This window comes from Dyadobacter psychrophilus, assembly GCF_900167945.1.
GTDB lineage: Bacteria > Bacteroidota > Bacteroidia > Cytophagales > Spirosomataceae > Dyadobacter > Dyadobacter psychrophilus.
On sequence record NZ_FUZA01000007.1, the window covers coordinates 25,188 to 39,086 of the forward strand.

Sequence of the window (13,899 nt, forward strand, 5' to 3'; positions counted from 1 at the left end):
GGTATTGTTTAATGTCATCAATGCGGCAATTTGTTTTTCTGCATTGATGACATTTTTTATTCAAAATACATTAAATCGAAATCTGATACTGCAATACAAATGTCCCGCGTCGCGTGTATGCATCCAGTTCATTCGCTAGCGTGCTGGCGCGATAGACTGGCCGGTTCTCGTAATTGAGCGAGATTTTGCCGGTGTGTCCTTTGATAAGCCAGTTTACACCAACATTATACACGTTCAAAGCATCATTCAAGCGTTCATAATCAGCTCGTTGCAACGAAGCATAGGGCATTAACGTGCCTTGGCTTCCGAGCAAACCATCTTTAAACTTATAGCCTGCCTGCGCATACACAACGCTTCCCGTTCCGAACATAGGATAAGCATTGCCTTGCGTGGCACCCACACCCGGGATCGGTTGCGTAGTGCCGGTTGCGGGATTCATGATCCCGTTATAACGCAGGTAACCTTTGCCATAATCCGTATTAAAATAGCCCACATAGGCCGAAACCGCTGTTCCTTTATCCTTATTCAATGGCATATCCATGAATGCTGCCACAGACCACAGCGTCATATCGTTGTGCACCGTGTCCGCATTTTCCCTGCGCCAGGTCGCGTTTTTCTGGGAAATAATGCCCGCTTCAATGTTCAGGACTTTCCGCTTTCCCAAATATGTGCCGGTCATGTAACCCGGCGTAGTGTTGTCCTCGGTGTCGAAAATATTGTAGATCAATAAACCCTGGAACTGCTTGTGATTTTTACGTTGTGAGAAAACTGAATTCTGACCCAATGCGGGTGGAACAGCGCCGTTGGTTTCAATCGGGAAAGGGTCGGCAACGTCAATGCGATAATTGAATTTACCGATCTGACCACGGCTATAAACACTCAATTTTCTGGAAAATTGATCTGTTTGATCAACTGTCGCCTGCGCAAAAACCGGGACGTCCATCGTCATAATGGTCCCGATGCTGGGTTGAGAAAAACGGGAAAGACCATTCACCACAGTGAGTCCGCCTCCGAAACGGATAAAGTTGGTGCCTTTTCGCTGCACTTCATATTCGCCCAAAGCGTCATGAAAAAAAGCTGCGATCTTTCGGTTACTCGGCGTTCCCGCATTATTATAGGCCGGGAATGCGCTCACCTTATTAAAATTGTTCATTCCGAACTGCGTGTAAAAAAAGATGCGGTCAGTAATTTGGCCAAATAATTGCACACGCGTCCGGCGCAGGCCGATATCAAAAGTGTTGGATTTAGGATCGCCTAAAACCGTAGTTCCCGGGTTACTTTCATCAAAGCGCAGCCAGGTTTGATTGGTAAATGTGAATTTCACATAATGTGAGCCGGAATCGTTAAGATTGTAGCGAATATCATTCTTTGTATTATCATCGGATGGCTTGACTTGCGCCATGGCAACAGATGAGGAAAGCAGGATCAGAGAAAGTACTTTTTTCATTTACTGACGTTATAGTTTTCAATAGCGAATAGCGCATTAAAAAGATGACACACTACCCTTTTTTACATTTGACAAAAAAATATAAGGCTGACCTGGGGACTGCTTTACTCCTTTTTTTTACAATCATATTTGGTACAAAGGCCCAGGAAACCCCTCCGCTGATTAATTATTCCTCTTCACTTTACAAAGCACACAACCAGAATTGGGCCATTGATCAAACTTCCGACCAGATCATTTACGCCGCAAATTCAGATGGCCTCATGGAATACGACGGAGCCGCCTGGAAGCTTTATCCATTGCCCGACAGGCAGATAGTAAGGACGGTGCTCTGCGACGAAACCGTTCCCACTGCGCCTATGGGGAAGGTTTTGAAAAAAGATATTTCCAGAGAGCAGCGCATTTATGTGGGCGGCTTTTCGGAGTTTGGGTATTGGAAAAAAGAATTGGACGGACAGCTAAAATATTACTCTCTCAGCAAGCGCGCAAACTTCGCCAGCCTCAAAACGGAAGAGATCTGGCACATTACCAAGACGCCCGCGCACATTTACTTCCAGTCCTTCTCCCGAATTTATCGCTACGACGGGCAAAACCTCATTGAGCTTAAAACACCGGGGAATTTCATGTTTTTGAGATATGTGCAAAACCGCCTTTTCCTGCCAACTATTGGGAAAGGACTTTACGAGCTTAAAGGCGAAAGATTTGAAAAGCTTGCGGGCACAGAGCCACTTTCGCCGGTAATTGTTTCAGCCATTTTGCCATTTTCTAATGGCCAGATACTGATCACTACATTCAAACATGGCCTATTTTTATGGAAAAACGGCGTACTCACTCCCTGGAACATTCCACTTTCGGAGGAGCTCAAAACCAACATTATTAACAGGGCTATCATGCTGAAACAAGACAGCAGCCTCGTTTTCGGAACAATTCAGTCCGGCGTGTATGTCATCGAAAAGAACGGAAAACTTAAATATCATTTTAACAAGGAGACCGGATTGCAGAATAACACGGTGTTGGCACTTACAGAGGACCGGCGTAAACAGCTCTGGATTGGGCTGGATCAGGGAATTGATATGATTAAAATGTCTTCACCCGTCATTTCTTATCAAACCAATGATAATCCGCTCGGCTCTACTTACGCCGCGGCAATCTGGCGGGGTAAACTGTATGTGGGGTCAAACAAAGGGGTTTTTGTAAAAAAATGGCTTTCCACAGAACCTTTCAAACCTGTCGCTGGCCTGGAAGGACAAACCTGGAACTTGCAAGTTTTTAACGATCAGCTTATCTGTGGTCACAATGATGCCACTTACCGCATTGATGAAAAGGGCATTACCAAACTTTCTAACATTACAGGCGGCTGGGTCATGTTGCCGATTCAGTCGGGGAATGAGTCGCTTCTGTTACAAGGTTCTTATAATGGTTTGCACGTTTATAAGAAGAATAGTCAGCAGCAATGGGCTTACGCTTATCCGGTTAAAGGCATTCCGCCCATCCCGGTCAGGCAGATCGTCCGGGATCAAAAAGGCGCTTTCTGGCTTGGACATGCATACAGAGGCTTATTTATGGCCAAACTCACGCCTGCGCTCGACTCCGCTTATCAATGGAAAGAATTCAAAGCTCCTGCGGATCTGCCGGGGGAATTTGCAGTAGAAATAATGCCATGGAAAAATCACTTATATGTGCGTTCCGGCTCGGTTTTTCTTGAACCTGATGCAAATAACAAGCTGAAAACATCAGCCGCTTTTGCGCAAACGGATGAAGACGAAACATTTAAAGTTCGTACAGGTGTTAATGGCGACTGGTTCAAAGTTTTTATTAATCGAATAACCTATTATTCATCTGACAACCAGATCCATAATTTGCCGCTGGCGCTCATTCGCAATAGCGAAACCGTAATTCCAGTGTCCGAAGACTACTATTTTTTCTGCCTGGATAATGGTTACGCTCTGTATAACCGCGCATCGGGTGCCAAAAACATTGAACCTCCCGCATCACCCATTGTTAGAAAGGTTGCCAACCTCAGGAATTTGTCCCAATCTTTTAGCATTTCAGGAAAACCGGCGCTCCCGTCGAATGTTCGGTCGCTGCGCATCAACTTTGCCCTGCCTGTTTACGGGCAGAGTACACAATACAAATACAGGCTTCGGGGACTCTCGGATCAATGGTCTGAATGGACAGACCAGAATTTTGTAGAATTTACCAACCTGGAATCGAGGAAATATGTTTTTGAAGTTAGGAGCAGTCTGAATGATCGCATTACATCCTACAATTTCAGCGTCCAGCCATTTTGGCGCGAGACGTTGATTGCAAAGATCGTCTTTATTGCTTTGATAGGCCTGGTTTTTCTTGGGTTAATATTGTATCAGGAGAAGCGTCTTCGCAGGCACAGGAACAGGCTTATGCAGGAACAGGAAGAAAAGCTTCGCCAGCAGCGGCTCGCCAGCGAAAGGCAAATTATGCAGATCCAGAATGAAAAGTTGCAGAGTGACATTCAAAGTAAAAGTCAGCAGCTCAGCAACATTGCGATTAATGTGGTGCGGAAAAACGAGATCCTCGAAGAAATCCGGGACGAGTTGAAACAAGTGAAAGCCGAAATGGGCCAGCAATTGCCCAACATTCATTATCAAAAATTACTGCACAGCATTGAGCGCAATGTGGCTGGTAAGGACGACTGGACGCTTTTTGAACAAAACTTCGACGAAGTCCATGAACAGTTTTTCAAAAGGCTACGTCAAATAGCTCCCACAATTTCCCCCTCCGAACTACGTCTTGCAGCTTGCCTGCGCATGAATCTTTCAACAAAAGAAATGGCCCCGGTCCTGGGAATCTCCATCAGAGGTGTAGAAATAAAGCGCTACCGACTGCGGAAAAAGCTGGGATTGGGCATGGACAGCAATCTTGTCCAATTCATGATGGATATTTAGCCTCATTGTACTTATCCGCTACAAACCTTCTTTAATTCCAAAAATCCTTGCATTATTCTCATTGATGTAGTGGTGATGTAGTCTATTATTTGATTCCTGCTTGTCTTGGAACTTAAATTTGAAGACAATTAAATCTTATAATAATTCAATCAACCAAATTATAACCTAATGAAAACTATTGTACGATTACTGTACATGATCGTTTTCCTGTCTGGCAGCTTCATAAGCTATGGGCAGGAAATTAGTGTGTCAGGAAAAGTCACGTCAGGTTCTGATGGCTCCATACTTCCCGGCGCCAGTGTGCTCATAAAAGGAACAACCACGGGAGTTCCGACCGATGCAGAGGGGAATTATGCAATCAAAGTTCCATCGCCCCAATCCGTTTTGGTGTTTTCAATGATCGGCATGACTGCGCAGGAAATACCGGTTGGTACGCAAACCACCATCAATGTGGCTCTGGTAGAAGATGCAAAGGCATTGGGCGAAGTTGTGGTGATCGGTTACGGCACGGCCAGCAAGCGGGATCTCACCGGCTCTATTGTCACCATTAAAGGTGCCGAGATTGCGGACAAGCCTTCTGCGAACCCTATTACATCATTACAGGGAAAAGTCGCGGGTCTGTCCGTTGTGAACTCAGGTCGCCCGGGTGAAGAACCGGACGTGCGTATCCGGGGAACAAACTCCATTAATGGTGTCAAGCCCGTATACATTGTCGACGGGATCCTGAATGACAACATTAACTTCATTAACCCCGCTGATATCGAATCTATCGAGGTTTTGAAAGACCCGTCTTCACTGGCTATTTTCGGGGTAAGAGGCGCTAATGGAGCAATTGCAGTTACTACCAAAAAAGCGAAAGCAGGTCAGTTAAATGTAAATTTCAACTCATCCGTCGGCATCAAGCAGGTCGCGGACCGCATCAGCATGACCAATGCGGCACAGTTTAAAGAGCTTTACAATGAACAGCTGTCCAATCAGGGCAGTGCGCCGTATAATTACACAAACTGGACGGGTGACACAGACTGGCAGGATCAGATTTTTCAGAATGGTTTCCTGAACTATAATAACATCAGCATTTCAGGCGCGACGGAGAAAAACCGCTTCTATATGGGCATAGGAACTGTACAGGAAGAAGGGATTATCAAGCACGAAAAATATGGAAAACTGACGTTAAACATTAACGACGAACTTCAGGTGAACAAAAACCTGAAATTCGGAATAACATTCAGCGGCTATCGTGCGACACCGTTTGGAGATAAAAAGAAAAATGTGGGTGGCGCCATTCTCGCTGCGCCTATTGCGCCGGTCTTTAATGATCAATATGGCCTCTATCACACATTGCCCGACTTCCAGCGTGCACAGGTTTACAACCCGCTAGTAGACGTAGAGTTGCAGAAGCGTACGGAGATTTTGAGAGAATACAGGGCGGTAGGAAGCATCTACGGTGAACTTACTTTTCTGAAAGACCTCACATTCAGGGCGTCACTTTATGCGGATTATGGTTTCAACACCATCCGCAACTACCAGCCGCTTGTTAATGTTTACAATCCTGAAATCGTCGGCGAAGACAAAACGGATGCGGTCGTGAGACAAACGATTGTTAATCAGAAACAGAACATTTTTCCGAAACTGCAGCAGGATTATTTGCTCACCTATAAGAAAGCTTTTGGCGACCATGATCTGACGGTTTTGGGCGGTATAACTACTTATTACAGGGGTTTTGAAGAAACTTCTTCGACCGTGAGACAAGGAAGCAGCTTCCCGATTCCGAATGACCCGCGTTTTTGGTATACAGACAATGTAGGAGACGCAGCAACCAGAACGGGCGCTGGATCGGCCTGGGAATCAGCAACATTCTCTTATTTAGGACGTATCCTTTACAATTACAAAGGCAAATATCTTGTGAATGCCTCTTATCGTAAAGACGGAAGTTCTGCATTTCTCGGCAAAGGCAGATGGCAGGATTTCGGTGCTGTGGGCTTAGGATGGGTAGTTAGTGAAGAGGATTTTTTCAAAAATCAAAGCGTTTTCGACTACTTGAAGGTTAAGGGCTCGTATGGTGTGCTTGGTAACCAAAACATCGATGACAAATATCGCTATCCCGCTTATCCCACGCTTACAGCCGCAAATTCCGGCGTTTTTGGTGAAAACATTGTTGCAGGTCTTCAAAACGAATACATAGCCGATCCAAATCTTCACTGGGAAAAAGTGTTGGCCTACGAAGGTGGTGTTGAGTTTAACATGCTCAAAAACCGATTGTCGTTTGAGGCAAACTATTATAATAAACTGACGAAGGACATTCTGGTACTTGTGCCCGGAATAGCCGGCACAATTCCTGGACTAAGCAACCTCGGTGAGGTCAGGAACCATGGATTTGAATTCGCGGCAACCTGGAACCAGGATGTAACAGACGACTTCTCCTACTCTATCAGTGGTAATTTAACCACCATTAACAACAAAGTTCAAAAGCTTTCTACCAAAGGCTATGACATTATCAACGGCGCTTCCCGCACAACAGAAGGCTTTCCGATCGGTTATTTCTGGGGTTATGTGCATGATGGGATTTACCAGTCGGAGGCTGAATTTATCAAATCCCCTGTAAGCTCCATCGGTGAGGTTTCGCCCGGGGACATTAAATACAAGGATGTAAATGGCGATGGCTTTATCACAGAGGCCGACCGGACTCTGATCGGAAATCCGACCCCGGACTTCACTTACGGTGCATCAGTTTCTGCGAAATACAAAGGTTTTGATGTAGGTGTGGATTTGAATGGTGTTTACGGAAACGAAATTTTCCGCCAGTGGAACCGCAGCACATTTGCACAGTTCAACTATCAAACTGAAAGAATGGGTCGCTGGAACGGGCCGGGCACTTCCAACTGGGAACCTGTTCTGAATACTTCACGTGCCAACAATTATCTGCCTTCATCCTACTGGATTGAGGACGGAAGCTTTTTCCGCATCAGGAATGTGCAGCTTGGCTACAATTTCACCTCGCAGACACTGAAAAGCCTTCGTCTGAAATCCCTACGCCTTTATGTGAATGCACAAAACTTGAAAACATTTACAAACAGCACTGGATTTACACCTGAAATCGGAGGTAACACAACTGCTTTTGGTGTGGACAACGGAACCTACCCCGTTCCGGTTATTTACACATTCGGTATCAATCTGAATTTCTAAAATCTTATCTCTTTGGAATATGAAAAGTGAATTAATAAATAAAATCTCAGTCCTGACGGTTTTCAGCCTGCTGGTTCTGTCCGGTTGCAGCGACTTCCTGGATCGTGAGCCCCTGGGAAGATACGTGGAAAAAGACATTCCCGCTGGTTCATTTGATAGTCAGGTTTTTGGTGTCTATGCCAAAATGCGCAGCTTTGGCGTCTCCGCTATGCCCTATCTGGCCATCCACAATTTCCGCTCCGACGACGCTGATAAAGGCAGCTCAACTACGGACGGCGTTGCACAGGAAAGTTTTTACGACAATTTTCAATATACTCAGGATGAATGGTTGCTAAACAGCTATTGGTCTGATCATTATGCATTGATCATTGCCGCCAATGCAGTTATTTCTGACATTGATTCGGTTGGTTCTGCTGACGCGGGAACATTGGTTAACAAGGCGGAAGCGAAATTTATGCGTGCTTATGCCTATTTCAATCTGGCCAGAACCTACGGAGATGTTCCTAAAATTGACTTCAAAGTGCGGGAATCGGCTGAGGCGAACATTCCAAAATCCCCTGTTAATGAAATATTTGCGTTAATTGACGCCGATTTGACAGAAGCATCCGCTCTTCTTCCGGTGTCCTGGGATTCCAAATACATTGGCAGGCTCACAAGCGGTGCCGCATATGCATTGCATGCAAAAACGCACTTGTGGCGTAAGAACTGGCCCGCCGCATTGGCAGCTGCAAAACAGGTGATTTCCTCGGCCAAATATTCCCTTGTGAGCGATTACTCAAGCATTTTCAGGGAAACTGGCGAGAACAATTCAGAGTCTGTATTCGAGTTGCAGGCATTTTATTCCATTACCCAAACTTCTCTGGGCATTGAAAATGCCATGCACCAGGGTGTGAGAGGTTCGGGAGCCTGGGATTTGGGCTGGGGCTGGAATACGCCCAATAAGTCCTTAGCCGATGCTTTCGAGAAAGGTGACCCAAGAAAAGATGCAACGCTGCTTTATTCAGGACAGGTTAACACGCCTTATAACGAAAATGTGCCGCCAGCCACTACAAGCATTCCAAGAGCATACTGGAACAAAAAGACTTACACAAATCCGGCAACGCGCGAAGCCACAGCAAGCCGTTTCGGACAATGGATGAATGTACGCATTATCCGCTATGCCGATGTGTTACTAATGGCCGCTGAGGCAGCAAATGAAGTGGGTGGTGAGCAAAACATTACAGATGCATTGGCATGGCTTGAAATGGTGCGCGGACGGGCACGGGGCACCAATGCGGCTATTTTGCCAAAAATTGTTACCCGAAATCAGGCTCAGTTGAGAGAGGCTATCCGCAAGGAAAGACGCGTGGAGCTGGGGATGGAAAATGAACGGTTCTTCGACATTGTTCGCTGGGGAATTGCAGCGGATGTGTTACATGCTGCGGGCAAAAATCTTTACCAGAACCGTAACCGCTACCTGCCGATCCCACGTCCGGAAATAGACAAATCGGGTGGTGTGCTGGTGCAAAATCCGGAATATTGATAGTGGCGTAACCGCAGTTTTTGAACAACATTAATCACATAGAAATGAAAAATATATCATCCCGGCTATGGATTCTGGGTTTAGCCGTTACCATTTTCTCATGTCAGAATTTCGACCGACCTGAATTGGTTTTAGTGTCTGATGATGACCCGTCTTTTAACGGCCCGCTACAACGCTTGTGGGCTTTTGAAGGCGTTGCGACCGACAGCATATGGGGCAGTCGCGGGGTAGCAACCGGCGTATCGTATGTTGACGGAATAAGTGGAAAAGCATATCAGGGCTCCTCTACGGGACAGATTGAATATGCTTCTGCTGGCAAACTCGCAACCATGGAGAGTTTCACAATCGCTTTCTGGATGAATACGGCCAAGCACGACGGCGGCGCGCAAAGTGTTTTTATGCTGCCTAATACAGAAGACTTTTGGGGTAATACCTTCATGATTATTGAGGGGAACAATACCAAAAGTGACTCTATGCTTGTCAAATTCAACTTTGCCGGAAACTGGATCACATTCGACGGAACAAAGAATGCTAACGGTCTGAACAAATGGCCTAATGCTTACGGAAAGTGGAAGCATGTAGCGTATACATATGATGGCACAACTTCCAAATTCGCTGCCTATGTGGATGGAAAGAAATTGCCGCTTGCAGAGTCTGTGACCAACATTATGAAAGACAAAGCGCCATTTGGACCATTGAAAATGACAAATGCTTCGAAATTTGTACTCGGTGGATTTCAACAACACATTGGCATAAAAGCCCCTGCTGATGCATGGATGCTGCATTACACCGGCAAGCTTGACCAGTTCCGGGTTTATACCAAAGCGCTCACAGACGCTGAGATCGCGGAAATTTTTACAAAGAAAATGTAATGTCAAAAGGAGAGGAAAACTGTTATTTCCTCTCCTTTTTCCCTATCCCAAATCGAATGTCATGACCAGAGGCTTCCTTAAGCACGGCTTTTTATTGCTCATACTTTTTTTATCAGCATGCGATAAAAAGGAAAAATCAGGACCAATATCGACTCCTGACTCGCGTGATTCAACCGATAAGTTTCCTCTGATTTCTGACGATGAGCTTCTCACTCTTGTTCAGAAGCAAACTTTTAAATACTTCTGGGATTTTGGGCATCCGGTAAGCGGGCTTGCACGTGAGCGGCATTCCTCAGGTGATGTTGTGACTTCGGGCGGAAGCGGTTTTGGCATAATGACTATTCCGATCGCCATTGAACGGAAATTTATCACGCGAAAAGAAGGCCTGGAAAGGATGCAGAAAATGGTGACATTCCTGAAAGACAAATCGCAAAAGTTCCATGGTGCTTTTCCACATTGGCTCAATGGCGCAACAGGTGCTGTGGTGCCATTCAGTCAAAAAGACAATGGGGCCGACTTGGTTGAAACCGCATATTTGGTTCAGGGACTACTAACGGCGCGCCAGTATTTTTCCGCTGAAAACCCAGCTGAAACAACATTAAGGAAAGACATCAACACAATTTGGGAAGGCGTTGAGTGGGATTGGTTTAGGAAAGCAACTGAAAATGTCCTTTACTGGCATTGGAGCCCGAATTATAATTGGGAAATGAACCACCAGATTAAAGGCTGGAACGAATGCCTGATCACATACGCACTCGCGGCTTCATCGCCAACACATTCCATTCCTAAAACTGTCTATGATAAAGGCTGGACCAATGATGGCAGTTTTGTAAATGGAAGCTCTTACTATGGAGTTGCGCTTCCGCTGGGCGAACCTTCCGGCGGCCCGCTGTTTTTCTCGCAATATTCATTTTTAGGTCTCAATCCTACCGGGCTTACGGATCAGTATACCAATTATTTTACCCAAAATAAGGCGCATGCCCTAATCAACTACAATTATTGTAAAACCGATCCCAATGACTTTGGATACAGTGACCGTTGCTGGGGGTTAACTGCCTGTGACATTCCAAACGGTTATAATGCCAATTCTCCAACTAATGACAAAAGCGTAATTGCGCCCACAGCAGCACTTTCCTCGTTCCCGTATACTCCCGACGAGTCCATGCAGGCTTTGAAATATTTCTATTACAAGCTCGGCGACCAGCTTTGGGGCGATTACGGCTTTTACGATTCCTTTTCCATTAAAGAACAATGGGTGGCGGACTCCTACCTGGCAATTGACCAGGGGCCGATCATCATTATGATCGAAAATTACCGCAGCGGCTTGCCATGGAAGCTTTTTATGAGTACACCGGAAATTAAGGCCGGTATGAAGAAACTTGGGTTCAGCAGTCCGAACCTCAATTAAAAGAAGTTATTTAATCAACGAAATCATGAAGATATCCTGCTATTACCTTTCCTGCCTGTTTTTCCTGCTCCTTTCCGCGAATGACAGTTTTGGGCAAAAGAAAAAAAACAACATTACTAAGCCGGCAGCTTTCAATCCCGCTGAGAGGCCGCGAAATCTATCCGATACAGCATTGCTTGAATTAGTCCAAAAGCAAACATTTCGTTATTTCTGGGAATTTGGTCACCCGGTCAGCGGCATGTCACGCGAGCGAAGCAACATTGCTTACGACTACGGCGACGAAGTGGTAACGACAGGCGGGACAGGATTTGGCATTATGGCCATGATCGTGGCTGCTGAACGAGGATGGCAGCCACGAGATTCCGTAGCCGCCCGGCTTTTGAAAATGATGAAATTTTTATCAAAAGCGGATCATTACCACGGCATTTTTCCGCATTGGCTCAATGGTGCAACCGGCAAAATAGTGCCATTTGGACGTAAAGATGATGGTGGCGATTTGGTGGAAAGCTCTTTTCTGTTTCAGGGAATGTTGGCCGCAAGACAATATTTTGACCGCGATAATGATGTGGAAAGGGATTTAAGAAACCGCATTCAGTGGATTTGGAGTGAAGCAGAATGGGATTGGTATACGCGGGGAAACCCGAACCAACTTTACTGGCACTGGAGCCCAAATAACGGCTGGGCCATGAATTTTGAATTAAGGGGTTATAACGAAACATTGATAACCTACGTGATGGCAGCTTCCTCGCCGCGCTACCCGATCACTGCGCAGGTTTATAATAAATGCTGGGCGCAAAGTGACCATTTCAAAAATGGCAAGGAATATTATGGCGTAAAACTTCCCTTGGGTTTTGAATATGGCGGGCCGCTTTTCTTTGCTCATTATTCATTCCTGGGCCTGGATCCAAGAAAATTGAAAGACCAGTATGCCGATTATTGGGAGCAGAATGTGAATCATTCAATCATCAACTACAAACATTGTGTTGCTAACCCAGGCAAATTCAAAGGTTATGGGGAAAATAGCTGGGGGTTGACGGCCAGCGACACTTATAACGGCTATAATGCACATTCTCCGACGAACGATTTTGGCACCATAACGCCTACTGCGGCACTATCCTCATTTCCTTACACGCCAGAGCAGTCAATGAAAGCGTTACGCTATTTTTACGATGATCTGGGCGATAAAATTTGGAGCGAATATGGATTTACCGATGCATTCAACGAAAGCCAGAACTGGTATGCCAAATCGCATCTCGCGATCGACCAGGGCCCGATCATTGTGATGATAGAAAATTACAGAACAGGCTTGTTATGGAAACTGTTCATGAAAGATCCTGACGTGCAAACAGGGCTTAAAAAACTTGGATTTGAAAGCCCTGCACTTGAAATAAGCCGCAAAAATTAACCCATTATTCACTAAAATTAACAGAAAGACCGGCCCTATGCTGGTCTTTCTGTTTTATAAAATATGTTTGTACCTTAATGCATATTTTCGGCTCCGGTATTTTATCGAAAAATACTTCCCTAACCCACATCAAACGTTAATAAGATGAATGCAACTCTAAAAATCTCCATATTCCTGGTTGCTCTTAACATTCTGATCCCATCTGCTGATGCACAGATCTGGCAGGTTTCAGAGCCGGAAAACCTTCCCGAAAAAAGGCATGAAAATGCAATGGCGACGGCCAACGGAAAGCTCTATCTTCTGGGTGGGCGCGGCATTAAACCCGTGGACGAATATGATTTTAAGAAAGACTCCTGGTCGCATTTAAAAGAAACGCCTTTGGAAATGTCCCATTTTCAGGCCGTTATGTATAAAAATGAAATCTACGTTCTGGGTGCTTTCACCGGCGGTTATCCGCATGAAACGCCTATTCCAAATATCTACATTTTCAATCCTGTTAAAAACGAGTGGCGCAAAGGTGCTGCCATTCCGGAGAACCGTTTGCGAGGGGCAGCAGGTGCATTCGTCTTGAATGATAAAATATATCTGGTTTGTGGCATTCAGGACGGACATTGGGATGGACAAGTGACCTGGTTTGATGAATTTGATCCGGCTGCAAACACCTGGAAAACCCTCCCGGATGCACCCAGACCAAGAGATCACGTTCAAGTTGCAGTTTTAAACAATAAGTTATACGTTGCCGGAGGACGCTTATCGACCGCGCGCATTAATCAGGTTTTAAACACGGTTATCAAAGAGGTTGATGTTTATGATTTCAAAACAGGTAAATGGTCAACGATGGACGCTGCTAACAACCTGCCTACATTGCGCGCAGGTAACACGACGGTTGTTTACGGTAACAAAATTCTCGTCATCGGTGGGGAAAGCGACGCGCATGTAGAGGCGCATAATGAGGTGGAAGCCTTTAATACGCAAACCCAGAAATGGGAAAAGTTGCCTTCATTGCATCAGGGACGCCATGGGACGCAGGCTGTGTCATTAAACAAGAAAATTTATGTCGCAGCCGGATCAGCGAACAGAGGCGGCGGCCCTGAACTGAACGATATGGAAATTCTGGATAAATAACGTTTGATATAATCAA

Annotated in this window: 8 protein-coding genes; 7 read left to right on the top strand and 1 reads right to left on the bottom strand. The window is 45.5% G+C overall.

The genetic code is table 11. The annotated features are described in order from the left end of the window. Positions 1-70: 70 nt before the first annotated feature. Positions 71-1,447, bottom strand: a complete 1,377-nt coding sequence (locus tag B5X68_RS21895; RefSeq protein WP_082216917.1) for a hypothetical protein — start codon at positions 1,445-1,447, stop codon at positions 71-73. A 68-nt stretch (positions 1,448-1,515) separates the two neighbouring features. Here B5X68_RS21895 and B5X68_RS21900 point away from each other — a divergent pair, with 68 nt between their 5' ends. From B5X68_RS21900 to B5X68_RS21930, 7 genes are all read left to right on the top strand, one after another. After that, on the top strand, positions 1,516-4,368 hold the full coding sequence (locus B5X68_RS21900; protein ID WP_229208523.1) for a triple tyrosine motif-containing protein: 2,853 nt from the start codon (positions 1,516-1,518) through the stop codon (positions 4,366-4,368). Positions 4,369-4,536: 168 nt separating this feature from the next. Further along, the gene (locus B5X68_RS21905; RefSeq protein WP_082216919.1) at positions 4,537-7,551 is read left to right on the top strand and encodes a SusC/RagA family TonB-linked outer membrane protein; all 3,015 of its coding nucleotides are present in this window, start codon (positions 4,537-4,539) and stop codon (positions 7,549-7,551) included. 19 nt (positions 7,552-7,570) lie between these two features. Continuing rightward, entirely contained in the window at positions 7,571-9,073 is a 1,503-nt protein-coding gene (locus B5X68_RS21910; RefSeq protein ID WP_082216920.1) for a RagB/SusD family nutrient uptake outer membrane protein, read from the top strand. Positions 9,074-9,117: 44 nt separating this feature from the next. Further along, positions 9,118-9,945 carry a LamG domain-containing protein gene (locus tag B5X68_RS21915; protein ID WP_082216921.1) on the top strand — a complete coding sequence of 276 codons (828 nt, stop codon included), beginning with the start codon at positions 9,118-9,120 and terminating at the stop codon, positions 9,943-9,945. A gap of 61 nt (positions 9,946-10,006) precedes the next feature. After that, on the top strand, positions 10,007-11,353 hold the full coding sequence (locus B5X68_RS21920; protein WP_170916705.1) for a glucoamylase family protein: 1,347 nt from the start codon (positions 10,007-10,009) through the stop codon (positions 11,351-11,353). 25 nt (positions 11,354-11,378) lie between these two features. Further along, on the top strand, positions 11,379-12,758 hold the full coding sequence (locus B5X68_RS21925; RefSeq protein ID WP_082216923.1) for a glucoamylase family protein: 1,380 nt from the start codon (positions 11,379-11,381) through the stop codon (positions 12,756-12,758). Positions 12,759-12,902: 144 nt separating this feature from the next. Next, a complete protein-coding gene (locus tag B5X68_RS21930; protein WP_082216924.1) occupies positions 12,903-13,883 on the top strand; it encodes a Kelch repeat-containing protein in 981 nt (326 codons plus the stop codon). The last annotated feature ends 16 nt before the right edge of the window (positions 13,884-13,899 follow it).

Bases quoted from the DNA above. Each gene is read 5' to 3' on its own strand.
- B5X68_RS21895 (WP_082216917.1), bottom strand. From the start codon at position 1,447: ATGAAAAAAGTACTTTCTCTGATCCTGCTTTCCTCATCTGTTGCCATG.
- B5X68_RS21910 (WP_082216920.1), top strand. From the start codon at position 7,571: ATGAAAAGTGAATTAATAAATAAAATCTCAGTCCTGACGGTTTTCAGC.
- B5X68_RS21905 (WP_082216919.1), top strand. From the start codon at position 4,537: ATGAAAACTATTGTACGATTACTGTACATGATCGTTTTCCTGTCTGGC.
- B5X68_RS21915 (WP_082216921.1), top strand. From the start codon at position 9,118: ATGAAAAATATATCATCCCGGCTATGGATTCTGGGTTTAGCCGTTACC.
- B5X68_RS21920 (WP_170916705.1), top strand. From the start codon at position 10,007: ATGACCAGAGGCTTCCTTAAGCACGGCTTTTTATTGCTCATACTTTTT.
- B5X68_RS21930 (WP_082216924.1), top strand. From the start codon at position 12,903: ATGAATGCAACTCTAAAAATCTCCATATTCCTGGTTGCTCTTAACATT.
- B5X68_RS21925 (WP_082216923.1), top strand. From the start codon at position 11,379: ATGAAGATATCCTGCTATTACCTTTCCTGCCTGTTTTTCCTGCTCCTT.